Source organism: Kitasatospora sp. A2-31, from assembly GCF_022288725.1.
Classification (GTDB): domain Bacteria; phylum Actinomycetota; class Actinomycetes; order Streptomycetales; family Streptomycetaceae; genus Kitasatospora.
In genome coordinates this window covers 594,146-614,360 of the sequence record NZ_JAKNTA010000004.1, presented here as the reverse complement: position 1 = coordinate 614,360, position 20,215 = coordinate 594,146, and the positions used below count along the sequence as shown (strand labels likewise).

Below are 20,215 nucleotides of genomic sequence, written 5' to 3'. Positions count from 1 at the left end.
GTCCATCGGCTGCGGAGACTGACGTGCACGGTTCCCCCATCCGGATGACGAGAGGGATGCATCGTGACTCCAGCCGCCCCGTGGACCCCCGTACCGGTGCCGGCCGCGGCGGACCCCCGTTCGGTCCCGTCGCACTGGTACAACCTCGTCCCCAGCCTGCCGGGCGCCGTGCCGCCGCCGCGCGAGCCCGAAGGCGCCGAGCAGGACGACTGGGGCTCGCGGATCGCCCTGCAGCAGCGGATCCGGCTCGACGCCGTCCGCGCCCAGGACGCCGCCACCGAGCCCTTCCTGGCGATCCCGGAGCGGGTGCGCGAGGAGCTCGCCTCGATCGGGCGGCCGACCCCGCTGCTGCGCGCCCGCGCCCTGGAGCGCTACCTGGACACTCCGGCCCGGATCTACCTCAAGCGCGAGGACGTCCTGCCGACCGGCAGCTTCAAGCTCAACTCGGCGATCGCGCAGGCCTACTACGCGGCCCAGCAGGGCGTCGGGACGCTGGTCACCGAGACCGGCGCCGGCCAGTGGGGCCACGCGGTGGCCTGGGCCGCCCGCCGCTTCGGCCTGAAGGCCGTCATCTACTGGGCCGGCGTCTCGGCCCGGCAGAAGCCCGGCCGGAACGCGCTGATCGAGATGCTCGGCGCCGAGGTGCACCCCTCCCCGAGCGAGCAGACCCCGGTCGGCAAGGCGCTGCTGCGCGACGGCCGGCACCTGCTCGGCTCGCTCGGCACGGCGATCGGCGAGGCGATCAGCCACGCCGCACTGCACCCGGAGACCCGCTACATCTCCGGCAGCAACCTGGCGCACGTGCTGATCCACCAGACCGTCATCGGCCAGGAGACCAAGGCGCAGCTGGCCGCCCTCGGCGAGCAGCCGGACGCGCTGATCGCCTGTGTCGGCGGCGGCAGCAACCTCGGCGGCTTCATGGGCCCCTTCCTGGCCGAGAAGGCGGAGCGCGGGGACGGTCTTCTGCTGCTCGGCGCGGAGTCGGCGAGCGCCCCGCGGCTCACCCGGGGCACGCTGCGCTACGACCACGCCGATCCCGAGGGCGTCACCCCGCTCAGCAAGTCGTACACCCTGGGCCGGGACTACGAGCTCCCGGAGACCCACGTCGGCGGCCTGCGCCAGCACAGCGGCTCGCCGCTGATCGGCGTGCTGCGCGGCGAGGGGCTGCTCGACGCGACCGCGTACGAGGAGGCGGACGCCTTCGAGACCGGGCGGCTGGTGCTCTCCACGGAGGGGATGCTGATCGCCCCGGAGTCCTGCCACGCCCTGCGCGCCGCGGTGGAGCGGGCCGTGCTGGCCCGCGAGACCGGGCGGTCCGAGGTGATCGTGGCCTGCGTCAGCGGCAACGGGCTGCTCGACCTCGACGGCTACCTCGCCCACCGCTGAGCGTCCGCACGCCGCAGCGCGCTCGCGCCGCGCCGGCACGGTACGGCCGTGCCGCGCACCCGGCGCAGCACCGACCGCCACCCACCCACCGACCACACGCTCCGCGGCCCGCGCGCCGGTCGCGCGCGGGCGCGCGGGGGCGCACCCGGAACCACCCGCGTTCCCGCACCACCCGTTCCGACACCCCCGTTCCGACACCCTGCACGAAAGGACCGACGTGTCCGACGGAACCATCATCGAGCTGTCCAGCGGGACCAGGCCGAGCTGCCCCTTCTACCTCGGCGACGGGATCGGCGACCGCCTGCCCGAGTACCTGGGACGCTACGACTTCGACGAGTTCTACCTGGTCACCAGCGAACCGCTGTACGAGCGCTTCGGCCGGGACCTCGCCAACAAGCTCGGCCGGGCCGGCGTCGCGGTCAATCTGATCACCGTGGCCGAGGGCGAGCAGGTCAAGGGCTGGCCGCAGCTGACCGCCCTCTGCGAACGGCTGGTCGCCGCCGGCGCCACCAAGGACTCGATCGTCGGCGCCCTCGGCGGCGGCATGATCAGCAACCTCGCCGGACTGGCGGCCGCCATGGTCTACCGGGGCCTGCGCTTCGTCGAGATCCCGACCACCATGCTCAACCTCACCGACGGCACCCTCAGCAACAAGCAGGCCATCAACGGCGCGCTCGGCAAGAACCAGTTCGGCGTCTACCACGCGCCGATCTTCATCTGGGCCGACGTGGCGACGCTGCGCACCGAACCGGAGCGCCAACACCGCAGCGCGCTGGTCGAGGCGCTGAAGAACGGCCTGGTCAACGACGCCGCCTGGTTCGACCGGCTGGAGGGCCTGCTGGCCGACGGCGTCGGCGGCATCCGGGACGACCTGCTCGGGGTCTGCCACGAGGTGGTCCGCAGCAAGCTGGGCATCCTGGCGCTGGACCCCGGCGAGCGCGGCACCGGCATCATCCTGGAGTACGGCCACACGGTCGGCCACGCCGTGGAGTTCCTCTCCGGCGGCCGGCTGCTGCACGGCGAGGCGGTCGGCATCGGGATGTGCGCCGCGGCCCGGCTGGGCATCCGGCTCGGGGTCACCCGCCCGGAGGTGCTGGAGCGCCAGGAGCACGTGCTCGGCACCCTGATGGGCAGCCCGACCTCGGTGCCGGAGGAGTTCACGCCGGAGCGGATCGTCGAGGTCATCCTCAGCGACAACAAGCGCCGGGCCGGCAGCGCGGTGCGGTTCGTGCTGGTGCCCGAGATCGGCCGGGTGCACACCGTGGACGGCGACCACGAGACGCCGGTGCCCGAGCCCCTGCTGAAGAGCGTCCTCGCCGACGCCTGAGCCCCGACGCCTGAGCCCCGCCGCCTGAGCCCCGCCGCCTGAGCCCCGCGGGCGCCGCCGTGCGCCGCCGTGCGCCCGACCGCGCCGGGCGTACGACGTGCACGCCCGTGCACGCCCCGACCCGCCGACCCGCCGACCCGCCGAATCAGCAGGGCCGGACGGCCCGTTCGGCCCCCGAAGGAGTCATCGCAATGAACACCGCGCATTCCCCGGAGATCGCCGAGACGGTCTACCGGCTCGACGGTCCGCTGCGCTGGGCGCTCGGCGAGGTGCAGGACCTGCTGCGCGCCGTCGGCGCCGCGCCCGGCCAGCAGGTGATCGACGTCGGCGCGGGCACCGGCTACGCGGCCGTGCCGGCCGCCCGGGCGGTCGGGCCGCAGGGCTCGGTGCACTGCGTGGACGGCAGCCCGGAGCTGCTGGACGTGCTCGCCGCCCGGGCCGCCCGGGAGGGGGTGGCCGACCGGGTCACCCGCACCGTGAGCCCCGTGGTGCCGCTGCCCGCCCCCGACGACAGCGCCGACCTGGTCATCTCCACCTACGTCCTGCACGAGCTGGCCGACGACGCGCCCGCCGCCATCGCCGAGATGCACCGGGTGCTGCGACCCGGCGGCCGGGTGGCGCTGGCCGACTACCGCAAGACCGCCGACAAGGAGCGCAACCGGGAGATCGAGGCGTGGTACGCCCGGCAGCCCGACGGCGCCGGCCCGGAGGAGGTGCACCTGCGCTTCTCCCTGGGCGAGTTGGAGGAGATGCTGCGCGCCGCCGGCTTCCACCGGATCGAGCTGCGGACCTGGCACGACTTCCACGTGCACGCCACCGCCGAGAAGTGACCCACCCGCCGGTGTGAGCCCACCGGACCCGACGGCCGGTCAGCACCGGTCGAGACAAGGAGAACTGCTGTGGTCAAGCTTGCCTACAACGCCAACGGCCTGCGGACGATCTCGGTGGAGCGGGCGATCGAGGCGGTCGCCGACGCCGGCTACGAGGGGATCGAGCTCTCGCTCCACCCGGCGCACCTGGACCCGTTCGCCTTCGGCCCCGCCGAGGCCGCGCCGATCCGCAAGGCGCTGGAGCGCTCCGGCCTGACCGCCTGCTGCCTGGCCGCCGGCGCGGACAACCTGCTGGGCGAGGAGCGGTTCGAGCCCTCGCTGATCCACCCCACCGCCGAGGGCCGGGCCCGCCGGGTCGACCTGGTGCGGCGGTCGGTCCGGATCGCCGACGAACTCGGCATCCCCTACGTCAACTTCGCCACCGGCAAGCGCAAGGCCGAGGTCTCCGAGGAGCAGGCCCGGCAGTGGCTGGCGGAAGGCATCCAGCAGGTGCTGGACGGCCCGGGCAGCGCGGTCCTGGCGATGGAGCCCGAGCCGGAGTTCTTCCTGGAGACCAACGACGGGGTGGCCCGCCTCGCCGACGAGCTGGCCTCCGACCGCTTCGCGCTCGCCCAGGACCTCGGCCACTGCCGGGTGGTGGAGGAGGACTACCTCGGCTCGGTCGAGCGGAACCTGCCATACACCCGGATCATCCAGGTCGAGGACATCAAGGGCCGGGTGCACCACCACGAGATCCCCGGGGACGGCGACATCGACTTCGCCGGCTTCTTCTCGGTGCTCGGACGCGGCGGCTACGACGGGTTCGTCAGTGTGGAGCTGTACAACCACGCCGACCGGTACCAGCACGCGCTGCGCCGCAGCCGTGAGGTGCTGACCGCCGCCATCGCCGCCGCCGACGGTCTCCGGGGCTGAGGCCGCCGTGCCCGCCGGCCGCGCCCCCGGACCGCCGCCGCCCCCGCCGCCGCTCGCCCCCCGGGCACTGGACGGGACCGGCCTGACGCCGCTGTTCGACCACCACGTCCACAGCGACCTGCGCAACGCCGACGACTACGAGCTGATGGCCGTCAGCGGGGTGCTCACGGCGCTCGCCCCGTGCTCCGCCTCGCTGGAGGCCCGGGACACCGGCAGCGCCTTCGCCGCCCGGTTCGAACGGCTCGCGGTGGCCGAGACCTCGCGCGCCGCCGCGTACGGGATCGACCTGCACGTGGCGCTCGCGGTGCACGCGGCCGACATGGCGGGGCTGTCCGGGGCGCTGGCCGGGATCGAGGCGCTGGAGGAGTACCTGGACCACCCGCGGGTCCGGGCGCTGGGCGAGCTGTCGCTGCGCAACGGCGGCCCGGACGAGGTGGAGGTGCTGGAGCGGCAGCTGAAGCTGGCCTCGGCACGCGGTGTGCCGGTGCTGGTCGAGTCGCCGCCCGCGCTCGCGCCCTTCCGGGAGATGCTGGCGCCGCTGGCGGGCGCGGTGGAGCGGTCCGGCATCGACCCCGCCTCCATCGCCCTGCTCGACCTCGACGAGCAGCGGATCGACCTGCTCGCCGAGCACCCGGCGCTGCGCGGGCTCGGCGGGTACGGGATCGCGGTCGCCCCGCGCCAGGACGCGCTGTTCCAGATCCGCGAGAAGCAGTCGCACCGCGAGGTGCTGCGGCTGCTGGAACGCTTCGGCCCGGAGCGGCTGATGCTCAACACCGGCCTGCACTTCGGCTCGGCCGACCCGCTGGGTCTGGCCCGGACGGTGCACCGGCTCCGACTCCATGGTGTCCCCGAGCAGATCGTGAGGGCTCTCGCTCATGGCAACGCTGCCCAGTTCTTCGCCGTCCCCCACCGGGTCCCCGCCTCCGGGTGAGCCCGCCGGCGGGCTGCCCGACCGGGGCGCCCCCGTCGAGCAGGTGCTGGCCGAGGTCGCCGGGCTCTGCGCGGACGACCACGACTACCGGGACGGCACCGTCTTCAACTCGATCTGCTCGACCCCGCTCCCGGTGGCCGAGCAGGTCTTCGCCGCCCACCAGCAGGCCAACCTCGGCGACAACCGGATCTTCCCGTCGCTGGCCCGCGCCGAGCGCGAGGTGACGGCCATGCTGGCCGACCTGATGGACGGGCCCGGGGCGACCGGCGTGGCCACCTCGGGCGGCACCGAGGCCAACCTGCTGGCGGTGCAGGCGGCCGTCCGGCGCCACCGGGCGCGCTTCGGTCCCGACGCGCCGGCCCGGATCCTGCTGGGCGACAGCGCGCACTTCTCCTTCGACAAGATCGCCGCGCTGCTCCCGGTGGAGGTCGTGCGCGTCCCCTCGGACGGGCGGCTGCGGGTCGACCTCGACCGCCTGCTGCCGCTGGTCACCCCGGAGACCGCGCTGGTGGTGGCCACCGCCGGCAGCTCCGAGTCCGGCGCCGTGGACGACGTGCCGGCGATCGCCGCGCACGCCGCGCAGCTCGGCGTCCCGGTCCACGTGGACGCCGCCACCGGTGGGTTCCTGGTGCCGTTCGCCCGCGAGCTCGGCGAGCCGCTGCCGCCGATCGGGTTCTCGGTGCCCGGCGTCAGCTCCGTCACCCTGGACCCGCACAAGTACGGCGGCGCACCGATCCCGGCCGGGCACGTGCTGTTCCGCGACGCGCAGGACGGCGCGGCGCTGCGCACCTCCTCGCACTACCGGGGCACCTTCGACCACCAGGCCCTGCTCGGCACCCGGCCGGGCGGCGCGGTGCTGGCCACCTGGGCGGCGCTGCGCGCCCAGGGCCGCAGCGGCTACCGGGCCGCGGTGGCCGGGCTCTGGGAGCGCCGGGCACTGCTGGTGCGGCTGCTGACCGGGGCCGGCTTCCAGGTCGCCCCCGAGCCCGAGCTCACCGTGGTGACGGTGCGCCACCCCGCGCCGGAGAAGCTGGTGGACGCCCTGGAGGAGCGCGGTCTGATCGCCTCGGTGGCGCGCCGGCTGGGCCTGCTGCGGCTGGTCGTGCACTGGCACCAGAGCGAGCAGCAGCTGCGCTGCCTGGTCGCCGTGCTCACCGAGGTCGACGGAGGCCGGCCGTGAAGGTGCTCTTCGTGTCGATCAACAAGCTGAAGTCCTTCCGGCCGGTGCTGCCGATCGGCATGGTCACCATCGCCACCCAGGCCCGGGAGGCCGGGCACCAGGTCGAGACGCTGGACCTGATGTGGGAGGAGGAGGACGAGCCGGTGGTGCGGGCCGCGGTGCAGTCCTTCAAACCGGACGTGGTGGGGATCTCGATCCGCAACGTCGACTCGCAGAGCATGCTGGAGCCGGTCGTCTACACCCCGCTCGCCCGCGAGGTCGCCGACTGGTCGCGCGACGAACTGCCGGGCGTCACCGTGCTCCTGGGCGGTCCCGGGTTCTCCACCGTGCCGGAGGACCTGATGGACTTCGTCCAGGCCGACTACGGGATCACCGGCTTCGCCGAGGAGTCGGTCCAGCCCCTGCTGGAGCACCTGGCCCGCGGCGAGGAGCCGCTGGACGTGCCCGGGGTGATCCGCCCGCTGCCGGACGGCGGCTACCACCGCCGCGACCCGGTCTTCCGGATCGACTACCGCAAGGCCGCCCGCCCCGACCCGGCGCTCTACGACCAGCGCTACTTCAGCTACTCGTACGAGACGCACGACCGCAGCCTGAAGGTGCCGGCGACCATCCAGACCAAGAAGGGCTGCGTGCTGGAGTGCGTCTTCTGCAGCAACTTCCTGGTCGACGGCACGGGGGTGAAGTTCGACGAGGTCTCCCGCGTGGCCGACGAGGTGGAGCGGCTGCGCGACGAGGGCCTGGAGGTCCTGGAGATCGTCGACGGGGTGTTCAACCTGCCGCTGAACTACTCGCTGGAGGTGCTGCGCGAGTTCGTCCGGCGCGGCATCGAGATGCCGTGGTCCTGCATGGTCAACCCGGGCAACGTGACCGCCGAGCTGGTCGACCTGATGGCCCGGACCGGCTGCTACTACGTGGAGTTCGGCACCGACTCGGCCTGTGACCGGATCCTGCGCGGTCTGAAGAAGAACTTCCGGCAACGGCAGATCGTCGACTCCCACCGCCGCTTCGTGGAGGCGGGCATCCGGGTCGAGCACTGCCTGTTCATCGGCAGCCCCGGCGACGACCGGGACTCGGTCCGCGAGACCTTCGACGTGATGGAGCAGCTCGTGCCGCCGGCCACGCCCGACGTGCACGCCTTCTGGACCCTCGGACTGCGGGTGTGCCGCGGGACCGCCCTGCACGCCACCGCCGTCGCCGAGGGAATGATCACCGGAACGGAGCGATTCATCGTGCCCAAGTACTACGCGTCCCGCGCGGTCATCGAGGACGACGCGCTCCTGGACGAGATCCAGGCCCGCGTCCTCGCCAACGACAACTGGTACCTGTGGTGGGGCCTCAACTCGATCAGCCTGCGCGACCGCATCACCATGGCGCGGGCCGAGAGCGAGCGGATCGAGGCCGAGCTCAACGAGCACCTGCCGCCGCGTCCGACGCCGCCCGCCGGGGGTGCGCGATGAGCGCCGGGCCGGACCTGCGGCTCACCGCCCCCGGGCGGATCTCGGTCGAGGAGGCCAAGCCGCCGACCGCGCCGCTCGGCCCCGACGAGGTGCTGGTCGAGGTCGACCGGGTCACCCTGTGCGGCAGCGACCAGGCGTTGTACGACGGCACCTACGGCGGGCCGAGCAGCTATCCGCTGCGCTTCGGCCACGAGTGGGCCGGCCGGGTGGTCGACACCGGCCCGGGCGGCCGGGACCTGCTGGGCCAGTGGGTCACCGGCGACTGCTCGCGCTGGTGCGGCGACTGCCCGCGCTGCGGCACCGACCGCAACGTCTGCGCCCGGATCGAGAAGTTCGGCCTCACCGTGGACGGCTTCTCCACCCGGCTGCAGACGGTCGACCGCCGCTACCTCTACCCCGACCGGCACGGCCTGGGCCCCGGACTGCTGGCGCTCTCCGAGTTCTTCGCGGTCGCCGCCCAGGGCCTGCACCGGGTCGCCCCGCGCCCCGACGAGCGGGTCCTGGTGATCGGGGCCGGCGCCCTCGGCCTCGCCTCCTACCTGCTGCTCACCGGCGCCTACGGGACCGGCGACGTCGAGCTGCTGGAGGCCGACCCGGTGAAGGCCGCGGCCGTCGCCGACCTGCTGCCGAGCGCCCGGGTGCGCACCGAGGCCCCCGAGCCGGACCCGACCGCCCGGTCGGCCGGCGGCTACGCCGCCCTCACCGCCGCCGCCCGCTACGACCTCACGGTGGACTGCTCGAGCGGCGCCGACGGCCTCGCCACCGCGCTGGCCTGCGCCGTGCCGCGCGGCCGGGTGCTCTGCTTCGGGCTGCGGCGCAGCGCGGCACTGCGCACCGACCTGCTGGTGGCCAACGCCCTGACCCTGGTCGGCTCGATCGGCGGCACCGGCGGCTTCGCCCGGGCGCAGGAGTTCCTGGCCGGGCACCGGGAGGAGGCCGGGCTGCTGGTCACCCACCGGCTGCCGGCCGAACGGGCGGAGGAGGCCTTCGGGCTCGACCCCCGCACCAGGATCAAGACCCAGCTGATGTTTGGAGAGGATGCCCGGTGACCACCGCCGACCGCCCGCCGCACCTGCGCTATCCGGAGATCCGCGAGGCCGCGCTGGCCGACCTGGCGGCGTTCGAGAAGCTCAGCCCCGACCAGGTGCCGGACCACCAGTTCGCGATGCTGCGGCGCCAGTTGGACCACGCCTTCGCCAACTCGCCGTTCTATCGGGAGAAGTGGGCCGCGGAGTTCGGCTCGGTGCGGCCGACGGACGCCGCCGGGCTGCGGGCGCTGCCGTTCACCACCAAGGCGGAGCTGCGCGGCGCCTACCCGTTCGGCCTCCTCGCGGTGGGCCGCGAGGAGCTGATCCGCTACGGCGAGTCCACCGGGACCACCGGCAGCCCGACCTCCTCGATGATCACCTACGAGGACTGGATCCGCGGCAACGTGGCGGTCGAGCAGTCCGTCGGCCACGTGCTCGGACCCGGAGACCTCGCCTTCATCGCCATCCCGTACGAGCTGGCCTTCGCCTCGTACGACCTGGACCGGGCGCTGGAGCAGGTCGGCGCCGCGGTCGTCCCGGTGGGCACGCTCAGCCTGGTCTGCCCGTTCGAGCGGATGGTCGAGATGATGTGGACCGTCCGCCCGACCGCGCTGATCTGCACGCCGAGCCGGGCGCTGCGGCTGTACGACATGCTCCGGGACACCGGCCGCGACCCGGCGGAGATCGGGCTCAGGACCTTCCTGTACGTGGGCGAGACCTGCTCGCCGGCCAAGCTGGAGAAGATCGCCGCGCTCTGGGGCGTGCAGCTGTCCAACGCCTACGGGTCCACCGAGACCAACTCGCTCGGGCTGGTCTGCGAGCGGGGCAGCCTGCACCTGACGGAGGACCGGCACCTGTTCGAGGTGATCGATCCCGAGACCACCGAGCCGGTGCCGGACGGCACCGCCGGGGAGCTGGTCATCACCTCGCTGGCCGGCCGGGCCATGCCGCTGCTGCGCTACCGCAGCGGGGACTTCGTCACCGTCTCCGCCGAGCCGTGCGCCTGCGGCAGTCCGCGCCGGGTGCTCGCCCACCACGGGCGGGTCAGCGAGCAGCTGATCGTCGGCGGGCGGCGGATCAACAAGCTGGCGCTGGAGCAGACCGTGCTCTCGACCGCGGGCGCGGGTCTGTACTGGGCGGCCGGCCCGGCCGGGGATCGGGTGGAGATCCGCGTCGAGGCCGACGGCGGCGACCCGGAGGCGCTCTGTGCGGCCGTCGCCGAGCGGGTCACCGCCGAGTTCGGGGTGCCTGCTCACGTCGCCCCGATCGACCGGGCGCAGGTCCGGCGGGCGATGGACCGGATGCTCAAGCCCGGCAGTCTGACCATCGAGGACCTGGAGGCGGTTTCGTGACACTCGGTCTGCGCCCCGGCAATCCGGCGGAGCCCCGGCACAACGACCCCGGCACGATCGCCGTCGTCGGCCTCGGCCGGCTCGGCGCGGTGCTGGCCGACCGGCTCGCCGAGCGCTTCCCGGTGCTGCTCAACGACAGCGACCCGGCGGTCGCCCGGCGGGTCGCCGCCGCCCTGTCGCTGCCCGACATGGACCAGCGCGAGATCCTGTCGGCCGCCGACACCGTGCTGATCTGCGTGCCGCCGCAGGAGACCGAGGCGGCGCTGCGCCGGCTCGCCGCGCTGACCGAGGAGATCGGCCGACGGCCGCTGTTCGTGAACCTGGCGACCAGCGTGCCGACCGACCAACTGCCGGAGCTGAACGTGGAGGTGGTCGGGCTCAAGCCGGTCTGCCAGTTCACCGCCGTGGCGCTCGGCCTCAAGACCGTCCTGGTGACCTCCGCGCCGCGCCGGATCGGGCTCCTGCGCACCCTGGCGGCCGACCTCGGTGAGGTGGTGCTGGGGCCGGAGAAGGTCGTCGGCCCCGCCAACCGGGCCGCCACCAAGGTCGCCCTCAAGGCCTGCGCCGAGCTGGCCGCCGAACTGGCCGGGCGCGGGCTGCCCACCGACATCGTGCGGGCCGCGATCCGCAACGTCCTGGTCGGGACGGCGCTGGACTACCCGCCCTCGGACGCCAACCCCTACACCCGCTCGGTCCTGGACGAGATCGCCGCCGAGGCGAAGGCCGCCGAAGCGGCACCGGCCGGCGCCGTCCCCCCGGAGGCGCTCGCCTGGGCCGCCTGGGCCGAGCGGCCCGTCTCCCCGGGAGGAGTCGCATGAGCACCACCGACCCGGAGCCGCTGTACGGCGGCGCGCACTGCGAGACCGCCTCGCTGCGCAAGCAACTGGCCGCGCACGGCCTGCAGGTCAGCGAGGCGATGCTGTTCGGCCTGGCCGGCGGCATCAGCTTCATGCACCTGCCGCCGCCGCCCGGCGGACGCGGCTTCACCGGCGGGCGCAACGGCCCGTTCCCGGAGTTCACCCGGCGGATGGCCGCCGGCGTGGGCCTGGACGTGGAGGTCGCGGTCGACGACGACCCGGACCGGGCCTGGGCCGAGCTGCGCGAGGAGCTCGACCAGGGCCGCCCGGCCGTGGTCTACGTGGACCTCTTCCACCTGCCGTACTTCCAGGCCACCCGGCACTTCGGCGCCCACGCGATCGTGGTGCTCGGGCACGACCCGCAGGCCGGCACCGTCACCGTCTCCGACCGGCCCGCCCGGCCGCAGACCCTGACCACGGCCGAGCTGGCCGCCGCCCGGGCCTCGGCCCACCAGCCGTTCCCACCCCGGCACGCGCTGCTGCGGGCCGACTGGAAGACGGCCCGCCTGCCCACCGAGGAGGACGTCCGCCAGGGCATCCGGTACTCCTGCCGGGCGATGCTGCACCCGCCGGTGCCCACCTTCGGCCTGCGCGGCCTCGACTCCTACGGGGCGGGGCTGCAGCACCTGCTGCGCAGCGACGCCCCCGCGCTCTCCGTGGTCGAGGAACTGGCCGGCGCCTTCGTGGACTTCGAGCTGGCCGGCACCGGCGGGAACGCCTTCCGCAACCTCTTCCGGGAGTTCCTCGCCGAGGCGGCGCAGCTCACCGGCGACCACCGGCTGGCCGACGCGGCGCTGCTCTGCGCCGACAGCGCCGGGCAGTGGGCGCGGGTGATCGCGCTGCTGCTGCCCGACTGGACCGATGACTTCGCCGAGCTCGGCGCGGCCTACCGGGCACGGGAGGCGGAGCTGCTGGACGGCGGCCCCGCCGCCCTCGCCCGTGCCGCCCTGCTCGGCGAGCGGCTGCCCCGGCTGCGGGCCGCCGCGGCGGACGGGCTCGGCCCGGTCCGCGAACGACTCGCCGGGGAGCTGCGGGAGGCCCTGCGGGCCGTCGCCGAGACCGAGCGGGAGCTGTACGCCCTGCTGAGGGAGGTGTGAGCAGCATGTCCACCGGCCTGCTGCCGGACGTACGGACGCCGACCCGCCATCGGCTCGCCGACGAGGCGGACCGGCTCGCGTACGACCGGTACGTGGCCGCCCGCAACCAGTACAAGGAGGAGTTCCTCGACCTGCTGGAGGCCGCCTGCGCGGACGGCGGCCCGGTGCTGGAGGTCGGACCCGGCTACGGCGGGTTCGCCTCCCTCCTGCTGGCCCGCCGCCCGGTGGACCTGCGGGTGCTGTGCACCGACCCGAACGCCGTCGCCCCGCTGCGCGAGCGGCTCGGCGAGGCGGTGCCGGTCGGCCACTGGCGGCCCGGCGACCCGCTCCCGGACGGCCTGGCCGGCGGGTTCGCGCTGGCCTACAGCGTCCACGCGCTCGGCGAGTGCACCGAACCCGCCGATCTGCTCCGGGACTTCGCCGGGGCCCTGGCCCCCGGCGGCCGGCTGCTGGTCAACGACCTGCGCCGGGACCCCGACCCGTTCATCCTCGAGTACACCCTGCGCGAGATGGCCGCCGACGACTCGCCCGACGGCCAGTACCGCTTGCGCACCTACCTGGACTCCCTCCGCGGCGCCTGGACCTGCGCCGAACTGCGCGCACGGCTCGACGCCGCGGAGATGGCCGACTGGGTGGTCGACCCGGACGGCCCGATGGCACTCACCGTCGAGCACCACCGCGCACCCTGACGACCGGAGAGGCAGATGACCCAAGAAGCGATCACCCGGAACTTCCTCGACACCCCGAGCTTCTGGCGGGACTACCCGGAGCGGGACATCGAGTTCGTCCGCTGGTACCCCTGCGACGTCAAGCCCCTGACGGCGGAGCAGATCTACGCCACGCGGGAGAAGTTCCCCAAGACCACGTCGTTCTACGTGCACATCCCGTTCTGCAACCAGGTGTGCACCAGCTGCCCGTACAACAAGTTCTCCACCCGCAACACCCTGGTGCAGCGCTACATCCAGGCGCTGAAGAACGAGATCGACCTGTACTCGCAGCTGCCGCACGTCCGGGACACCGTGTTCACCTCCGGCTACTTCGGCGGCGGCACGCCGACCACGCTGCGCGCCGAGGAGCTGGACGACCTGCTCGGCTTCATGAAGCAGCGGCTCAACTTCAGCCCGGACTGCTCGATCACCATCGAGTCCACCCCGGTCGACGTCGACCAGCAGAAGCTGGACGTGCTGCTCAAGCACGGCGTCAACCGGATGAGCCTGGGCGTGCAGACCTTCCACGACCCGCTGCTGCGCTACCTCGGCCGGGCCCGCGCGCACACCGGCGAGTCGGCCACCAAGACGATCGAGCTGATCGACCGCAGCGGCCTGGAGAACCTCTGCATCGACTACATGATCGGCATCCCCGGCCAGACCGCCGACCTCTGGGCGCAGGACATCCGCACCCTGATGGACCTGCCGGTGACCTCGTTCTCGGTCTACAACTACGCGGTCATGCCGGGCTCGGAGGTGTTCTTCGCGCTGCAGAGCGGCGCCACCCCGCCGTGCCCGAGCACCCGCGAGGCCGACGAGATGTACCAGTACCTGCACACCACGCTGATGGACGCGGGCTACCTGGCGCTGACCTACAACGACTTCATCGAGCCGATGCGGCCCGAGTGGGAGGCGGCCGGCGTCAAGACCTACCCGGTGCTGAAGGACGGCAGCAAGCCGTACCGCGGCCTGGAGACGGACACCTTCTACCTGACCGACCACCTGTCCCAGATCTGGGGCCGGTGCGGGGACATGGTGGCCATCGGCTCCGGTGCCTACGGGTACCTGAACAACCACATGTACCTCAACGAGCCGGACATCGAGGGGTACATCAGCCGGTGCAACGAGGGCCGGCTCCCGGTCGTCATGGGCGCCTACACCGACGAGCACGAGCAGCGCTGCCGCAGCCTCGTCCTCGGCCTGAAGCTGCTGCGGGTCAAGCGCTCGGTCTACCGCGAGCGGCACGGCGTCGACCCGTACGAGTACTTCAAGGACAAGGTCGACGACCTGGTCGCCAAGGGGCTCCTGGAGGTCGACGACGAGGCGATCCAGGTGACCTACCCGAAGGGCTGGTACTACATCGACAACATCTCCAAGAGCTTCTACTCGGACGCCAACTACCGGCTCCCGCAGCCGACCTCGGCGAGCACCGAGATCCTGAAGTGGCAGATCGACCGCACCGACGGCCGGAAGGGACTCCCCGTTGTCCAGCTCTGAGACCACCCGCCGGTCCCGCCGGGGCCGGATCTTCGACCTCGCCGAGCGCACCCCGCAGGGCGACCCGTTCGAGGACACCGAGGAGTGCCGCGCGTACGACCGGAGCGTGCGCACCTCCATGATCATCCCGATGCAGCACATGATGAAGCTCATCGGGCCGGACTGCGGTCCGGACAAGGAGGTGCTGGAGATCGGCTGCGCCAGCGGCCTGCTGTCGCTGCGCCTGGCCGCCCAGCACCCCGACTCCACCTTCACCGGGCTGGACAGCAACGACGCCTTCCTGGAGGTGGCCCGGGAGAACACCATCTTCGCCAACCTGGTCTCCTACGGCGGCGACTTCGCCTGCGACTGGGCCCGCTACACCCGGCTGCCGTACGAGGACGACAGCTTCGACGTGGTGTTCAGCTTCTGCGCGATCAACCGCTGGGACAAGCCGGCCCGGATCCTGCCCGAGCTGAACCGGGTCTGCCGCCCCGGCGGCACCGTGCTGCTGTACGACCTGGCGCGTGACGCCGACGAGGGCATGGTCTCCTTCGTGCTGCAGTACGCGGGCGGCGACGCCAACCAGTTCATGCGCTCGCTGCGGGCCTCGTACTCCACCGACGAGATGCGCGAGCTGCTCGACCAGCTCGGTCTCGACAGCTGGAGCGTCAGCAAGGAGGGCATCAACCTGGTGGTCTCCTCCAAGCCGCGGGACACCGGGTACACGGTCGGCGAGCCCGGCATCTACGAGCGGATCTTCGACTGACGGTCCGCCGGCCACCGGCCGGGCGCGGTGCCCGCCCCCGGGGGGGCCCCGCGCCCGGCCCGCCGTCCCGACCGCACCCGACACCGGAAGGAGCACGACCATGCCCACCGCAGACCTTCGCCGGTACCGGGTCGGCGTCGTCCAGCTGTCCGTCGCCACCAACCGCCGGGCGGAGAACCTGGAGCGGGCCGAGAAGCTGGTGCGCGCCGCGGCCGACGACGACTGCCGGCTCGTCGTCCTGCCCGAGGTGTTCGCCACCGCGCTGAACCTGCCCAAGAGCCACGAGATCGCCGAGCCGGTGCCCGGACCGCTCACCGAGTGGCTGGCCGGCCTCGCCCGTGAGCTCGGCATCTGGATCGCCGCCGGCGTGCTGGAGCGCTCCGGCGAGCACGTGCACAGCACCGCCGTCCTGCTGGACGACACCGGCGAGCTCGCCGGCACCGCGCGGCGCACCATGGTGTACGACCTGGAGGCGCACTTCATCACCGGCGTCACCGGCGCCCGCGTCCTCGACACCCCGCTCGGCCGGATCGGCTTCGCGCTCGGCTACGACGTGCAGTTCCCCGAGGTGCTGCGCGGCCTGTTCGCCGACTCGGCGGAGATCATCGTCGCACCCTCGGTGCTGCTGCGGCCGTTCGCCGAACCGGTGCGCCAGATGCTGCTCGCCCGGGCCGCGGAGAACTGCGCCTACGTGCTGTTCGCCAGCGCCACCGGCGAGAACACCCTGGCCGGCCTCACCTACATGGGCCGCAGCGCGATCCTGCGCAGCCCGCTGGCGATCGGCGCCTACTCGCGGGACTTCCGCAAGCAGCAGCCGGTGCTGGCCGAGGCGGACCGCGAGGAGGTGCTGCTCACCGCCGACCTGGACCTGCACGAACTGCGCCGGATGCGCGAGGCCGCGCCGTTCGCCGCCGACTTCCGCCGCTCGCCGCTGGGCCTGGCGCTGACCGCCGCCACCCACCCGGACGGGCCGCTGCCCGACTGGGCCGCGGCGGCCGGGCGGGACCCGGACGACGCGTCGGCCCCGGACACCCCGGACACGCCGGACACCCCGTAAGCCCCGGATGGAGCCTGACCTGATGACCGACCGCACGCTCGCCACCAGCCGGCCCCGGGTCGCGCTGATCCAGACCCTCTGGGATCACGACCCCGAGGTCAACCTGGCCCGTACGCTCGCCCTGCTGGACACCGTCCAGGACGTCGAGCTGATCATCCTGCCGGAGTTCTTCCTCGGCCCGCCGTTCTACTTCCCCGGCCGCGCCCACCTGAAGGGCGTCATCGACCAGCCGGTACCGGGCCCGGTCTTCGACCGGCTCGGCGAGGTGGCCCGGGCCAAGGGCTGCTACCTGCTCTGCGGCACGGTCGTCGAGCGGGAGGGCGACCGCTACTACAACACCTCGGTGCTGCTGGACGACCGGGGCCGCATCGCCGCCAAGGCCCGCAAGACCCACCGCTTCGCCGCCGAGATGGTCACCGTCTCCCCCAGCGACGAACTCGTCATCGTGGACACGCCGTTCGGGCGGCTGGGCATCTGCGTCTGCTCCGACTTCTGGATCCCCGAGGTGCCGCGGACGCTCGCCATGCGCGGCGCCGAGATCATCGCGGTGCCCGGCGCGGCACTGCGCGGCAACATCCAGATCACCCGCCCGTGCATCCAGGCCAACTCCTCCTTCAACGTCTGCTACACCCTGCTGGCCAGCGCCGTCGGCGAGGTCACCGGCGAGCGGGCCGGCCGGCAGGTATCCATCTCGGTGGCCGGTCACAGCACCGTCGCCGCCCCCGAGCAGCTGGTCGGCTCCCTGGACGAGGAGGAGGGCGTGCTGATCGCCGAGCTCGACCTCGACCGGGTGCGCGAACTGCGCGAGGTCGACCTCTCGTTCCGCAAGAGCCTCTACTTCTGCCTGCACGGCCGCCGTCCCGAGCTCTACCAGGACCTGCTGAAGCCCTACGCCGGCCACCAGGACCTGGAGACCCTGATCACGGACTACCTGACCGCCCGACGGAGCTGATTCGCCATGGCACCCAGCCTGTTGTTCCCCGCCACCGAGTACCTGCCGACCGGCGCCGACCGCGAGCCCGCGCTCAAGGAGGTCCTCGACTGGGCCGACCGGGCGGCCGCGACCACCACCGACGACGCGCTGCTCTCCTTCTTCGGCCAGCCGCTGGACGCCCGCACCCTGCGGCTGACCGGCCTGCACCACGTGGCCGTCTACCTGGGCGACTACCGGCGCGAGGAGGAGTTCGAGGCCTGGCTGGAGACGGTCCGGGACCACCCGGGCCTTAGCCGCGTCTCCTCCGGGCCCTCGCACATCGCCCCGCGGGTGCACGGCACCCCCGGCCACTGGATCAACCTGACCACCGAGCGCGGCACCGAGGTGGAGTTCTTCACCTGCCGCGCCTACGGCGACTGGGCCGGCCTGCCGGCCGACCGCAAGCGCTCGCTGATGTCGCACCTGGGGCTGAGCGTCGACACCGCGGACCAGGTCCGCCGGGTACTCGACTACCTGGCCGGCTTCGACAGCGTCGAGCTGCTGGCGTACGCGCCGGAGGACGAGCTCGGCCACACCTACGGCCACCTGCTGCGCACCGACACCGAGCGGGTCCTGGAGCTGGTCCACGCGGGACGGAGTCACGCATGAGCGAGCGGTGGGGGTACCTCCCGGCCGCCGAGGCCGAGGAAGAGGTGGGCGCATGAGCGGGTTCCCCGTGCCGGCCAGGCTGCCGGACAACGTGCCCGGGCGGTTCTTCGTCAACGCGGAGTGCACCGACTGCGACACCTGCCGGTGCATCGCGCCCGACTCCTTCGTCCGCAACGACCAGGCCGGCTACACCTACGTGGCCCGCCAGCCGGTCGACGAGGACGAGGAGGAGCTGGTGTACGAGGCGATGGACTGCTGCCCGGCGGACGCCATCTGCGAGGAGGACGCGTGAGCGCCGCCGCGCCGCCCCGGATCCTCGGCCTGGGCGGCTCGATGCGCCCCGGCTCGACCAGCCAGCTGCTGCTGCGCCGCGCCGTGTCCCTGCTGGAGGCCGACGGCTGCCGGACGTCCCTGCTGGACCTGCGCGAGCTGGACCTGCCGTTCTGCAACGGCGACAAGCAGGACCCGTGGCCGAGCCGGCCGGACGTCAAGCTGCTGCGGGAGGAGTTCCGTGCCGCCGACGGCGTCATCCTGGCCGGCCCGGAGTACCACGGGACCATCGGCGGGGCCCTGAAGAACGCGCTCGACCTGCTGGACTTCGAGCACGTCGAGGGGAAGGTCTTCGGCGCCATCTGCGCGCTCGGCGGCCGCAGCAACTCCAACGCGCTCAACCACCTGCGTCTGGTGGTCCGCTGGTACCGGGCCTGGATGGTGCCCGAGCAGGTGGCCGTCCCGCAGGCCCGGAGCGCCGTGCCGGGCGGCGAGCCTGCGGATCCCGAGCTCGGGGCCCGGGTGGACGAGCTCGCCCGCAGCGTGGCCCGGGCGGCGGCGCTGTTGCGGCCGCGCACCGACGGCCCGGGAGCGGAGCCGATCGGTCCGGAATCCGCCGTGAACGTGTCCAGGACAGTCAAACGCGAGGACTGACCCGTTGATAGCGTCACCCCTGTGAATAGGCCGCAGACATTGGGCGGGCAATTCCAGGGGACCGGAGAATGGTTCCCGGTGCTCCCCCGACCACTTCTCGTGATCAGCCTCAGGCATCCGGCGAACGGAACTCCGCGGGAGGCGACCTGGCTTCGCCTCACCGCATTCCTGTTCAACCGCGGGATTTCCGACGACCGTACCGTCGGCATCGAAATCCTGTACGACGACCCGGAGTCCACGGCGCCCGACCGCAGGCGGTTCGACGCCTGCCTGTCGGTGCCCCGGGACCGGGTCGCCGGGCTGTCCCTGCTCGATCCGCGCCGGGACAGCCTGGGCATCCGCGTGCTGCCCGTCCTGAGCGAGCGGCTGATGCTCTGGCAGGGCGGTTCGGCCCAGGCCGAACCGCCCGTCCGCCACCGCCACGTCACCCCGGCCCTCGGCCTCGAACTGCGCGCCGGCTGGCCGCGTTACGAGGTCTACCGGGGCTCGCCGGTGCTGACGCCCGGGCGCCCCGAGGTAATCGGCTGGTACGCCACCGCGACCCCCTCGGCCACCGGCCTCGCCGGCACCGTGGGCGGTCCGGGCGGCGGCCACCTCACCCCGCGCACGCCGGCCGGCGTGCCCCGCCGGCCGCACGGTGCGGTCCGGCGCGCCTCCGGAAGGGGTCTACGACCATGACCACCACGACCACCCTGGACTGGGACCGGGCCTACAAGGCCGGGGACCACCACCAGTACTGGGAGCTCAGCGCCCCCTCCCCCGACCTGGTCGGATTCCTCGCCGCCACGCCGCCCGCCCCCGGCGCCCGCGCCCTCGACCTGGGCTGCGGCACCGGCTGGGACACCGTCGCGCTGGCCCGCGCCGGCTACCGCACCACCGGTGTGGACATCAGCGCCGAGGCGGTCGCGCTGGCCGGCGAGCGGGTCGCCGGGCTCGGCCTGGAGGTCGAGCTCCGGGTCGGCGACGTCCGGGAACTCGACCTGCCCGACGAGGAGTTCGACCTCCTGGTGGACCGCGGCTGCTTCCACCACCTGGGCCCGGAGGACCGCGACCGCTACGCGGCCGAGGTGGCCCGGCTGCTCCACCCGGGCGGCCTGCTGTACCTGCGCGGCAGCCGTCAGGAGATGTTCCCCTTCAAGCCGGTGGACGCGCCCTCGATCGAGCGCCACTTCCCGGCCGACCTGTTCAGCAGCGGCCCGCTGCTGCCGTTCCAGCTCCACACCGACGTGCTCAAGGTCGACGCCAACGCGGTACTGCTGCGGCGCGCCGACTGACCCGTCCCGTCCATTCGCGGCCTCACCGCCGCGACCGCTCCGCGCCGGCCCTGCCGAGCCGGCGGACAT

Annotated in this window: 21 protein-coding genes; all 21 read left to right on the top strand. The window is 73.3% G+C overall.

Going from position 1 to position 20,215, the window contains the following annotated elements; genetic code table 11:
* Positions 1-63 precede the first annotated feature (63 nt).
* The 21 genes from MCM47_RS14755 to MCM47_RS14655 all read left to right on the top strand — a co-directional run bounded on the left by MCM47_RS14755 (position 64) and on the right by MCM47_RS14655 (position 20,146).
* Positions 64-1,386, top strand: coding sequence for a TrpB-like pyridoxal phosphate-dependent enzyme (locus MCM47_RS14755; protein ID WP_238862037.1), 1,323 nt, complete (start codon positions 64-66; stop codon positions 1,384-1,386).
* Positions 1,387-1,603: 217 nt separating this feature from the next.
* Positions 1,604-2,713, top strand: a complete 1,110-nt coding sequence (locus tag MCM47_RS14750) for a 2-deoxy-scyllo-inosose synthase (RefSeq protein WP_238862036.1) — start codon at positions 1,604-1,606, stop codon at positions 2,711-2,713.
* 191 nt (positions 2,714-2,904) lie between these two features.
* Positions 2,905-3,543 (top strand): class I SAM-dependent methyltransferase, encoded by a 639-nt coding sequence (locus tag MCM47_RS14745; RefSeq protein ID WP_238862035.1) that lies wholly within the window; start codon positions 2,905-2,907, stop codon positions 3,541-3,543.
* Positions 3,544-3,612: 69 nt separating this feature from the next.
* Positions 3,613-4,455 (top strand): sugar phosphate isomerase/epimerase, encoded by an 843-nt coding sequence (locus MCM47_RS14740; protein ID WP_238862034.1) that lies wholly within the window; start codon positions 3,613-3,615, stop codon positions 4,453-4,455.
* A gap of 7 nt (positions 4,456-4,462) precedes the next feature.
* Positions 4,463-5,386: a deoxyribonuclease gene (locus MCM47_RS14735; protein ID WP_238862033.1), complete on the top strand. Its 924-nt coding sequence runs from the start codon at positions 4,463-4,465 to the stop codon at positions 5,384-5,386.
* On the top strand, positions 5,331-6,566 hold the full coding sequence (gene mfnA, locus MCM47_RS14730) for a tyrosine decarboxylase MfnA (RefSeq protein ID WP_238862032.1): 1,236 nt from the start codon (positions 5,331-5,333) through the stop codon (positions 6,564-6,566). Before MCM47_RS14735 ends, mfnA begins: the two co-directional genes overlap by 56 nt.
* Entirely contained in the window at positions 6,563-8,023 is a 1,461-nt protein-coding gene (locus tag MCM47_RS14725; protein ID WP_238862031.1) for a B12-binding domain-containing radical SAM protein, read from the top strand. Before mfnA ends, MCM47_RS14725 begins: the two co-directional genes overlap by 4 nt.
* Positions 8,020-9,072: a zinc-binding dehydrogenase gene (locus tag MCM47_RS14720; protein WP_238862030.1), complete on the top strand. Its 1,053-nt coding sequence runs from the start codon at positions 8,020-8,022 to the stop codon at positions 9,070-9,072. Before MCM47_RS14725 ends, MCM47_RS14720 begins: the two co-directional genes overlap by 4 nt.
* Positions 9,069-10,403 (top strand): phenylacetate--CoA ligase family protein, encoded by a 1,335-nt coding sequence (locus MCM47_RS14715; RefSeq protein ID WP_238862029.1) that lies wholly within the window; start codon positions 9,069-9,071, stop codon positions 10,401-10,403. Before MCM47_RS14720 ends, MCM47_RS14715 begins: the two co-directional genes overlap by 4 nt.
* Positions 10,400-11,221, top strand: coding sequence for an NAD(P)-binding domain-containing protein (locus tag MCM47_RS14710; RefSeq protein ID WP_238862028.1), 822 nt, complete (start codon positions 10,400-10,402; stop codon positions 11,219-11,221). The genes MCM47_RS14715 and MCM47_RS14710 overlap by 4 nt, the downstream gene beginning before the upstream one ends.
* Positions 11,218-12,357 (top strand): BtrH N-terminal domain-containing protein, encoded by a 1,140-nt coding sequence (locus tag MCM47_RS14705; protein ID WP_238862027.1) that lies wholly within the window; start codon positions 11,218-11,220, stop codon positions 12,355-12,357. Before MCM47_RS14710 ends, MCM47_RS14705 begins: the two co-directional genes overlap by 4 nt.
* 5 nt (positions 12,358-12,362) lie before the next feature.
* Positions 12,363-13,046, top strand: a complete 684-nt coding sequence (locus tag MCM47_RS14700; protein WP_238862145.1) for a class I SAM-dependent methyltransferase — start codon at positions 12,363-12,365, stop codon at positions 13,044-13,046.
* 15 nt (positions 13,047-13,061) lie between these two features.
* Positions 13,062-14,561, top strand: coding sequence for a coproporphyrinogen-III oxidase family protein (locus MCM47_RS14695; RefSeq protein WP_238862026.1), 1,500 nt, complete (start codon positions 13,062-13,064; stop codon positions 14,559-14,561).
* The gene (locus tag MCM47_RS14690) at positions 14,548-15,309 is read left to right on the top strand and encodes a class I SAM-dependent methyltransferase (protein ID WP_238862025.1); all 762 of its coding nucleotides are present in this window, start codon (positions 14,548-14,550) and stop codon (positions 15,307-15,309) included. Before MCM47_RS14695 ends, MCM47_RS14690 begins: the two co-directional genes overlap by 14 nt.
* Before the next feature lie 100 nt (positions 15,310-15,409).
* Positions 15,410-16,366, top strand: a complete 957-nt coding sequence (locus MCM47_RS14685; protein ID WP_238862024.1) for a carbon-nitrogen hydrolase family protein — start codon at positions 15,410-15,412, stop codon at positions 16,364-16,366.
* Between the two features lie 22 nt (positions 16,367-16,388).
* The gene (locus MCM47_RS14680; RefSeq protein ID WP_238862023.1) at positions 16,389-17,318 is read left to right on the top strand and encodes a carbon-nitrogen hydrolase family protein; all 930 of its coding nucleotides are present in this window, start codon (positions 16,389-16,391) and stop codon (positions 17,316-17,318) included.
* A gap of 6 nt (positions 17,319-17,324) precedes the next feature.
* Positions 17,325-17,948, top strand: a complete 624-nt coding sequence (locus tag MCM47_RS14675) for a hypothetical protein (RefSeq protein WP_238862022.1) — start codon at positions 17,325-17,327, stop codon at positions 17,946-17,948.
* A gap of 52 nt (positions 17,949-18,000) precedes the next feature.
* Entirely contained in the window at positions 18,001-18,240 is a 240-nt protein-coding gene (locus MCM47_RS14670) for a ferredoxin (RefSeq protein ID WP_238862021.1), read from the top strand.
* Positions 18,237-18,872: an NADPH-dependent FMN reductase gene (locus tag MCM47_RS14665; RefSeq protein ID WP_238862020.1), complete on the top strand. Its 636-nt coding sequence runs from the start codon at positions 18,237-18,239 to the stop codon at positions 18,870-18,872. The genes MCM47_RS14670 and MCM47_RS14665 overlap by 4 nt, the downstream gene beginning before the upstream one ends.
* A gap of 99 nt (positions 18,873-18,971) precedes the next feature.
* The gene (locus MCM47_RS14660) at positions 18,972-19,550 is read left to right on the top strand and encodes a hypothetical protein (protein WP_238862019.1); all 579 of its coding nucleotides are present in this window, start codon (positions 18,972-18,974) and stop codon (positions 19,548-19,550) included.
* Positions 19,547-20,146: a class I SAM-dependent methyltransferase gene (locus tag MCM47_RS14655; protein ID WP_238862018.1), complete on the top strand. Its 600-nt coding sequence runs from the start codon at positions 19,547-19,549 to the stop codon at positions 20,144-20,146. Before MCM47_RS14660 ends, MCM47_RS14655 begins: the two co-directional genes overlap by 4 nt.
* The last annotated feature ends 69 nt before the right edge of the window (positions 20,147-20,215 follow it).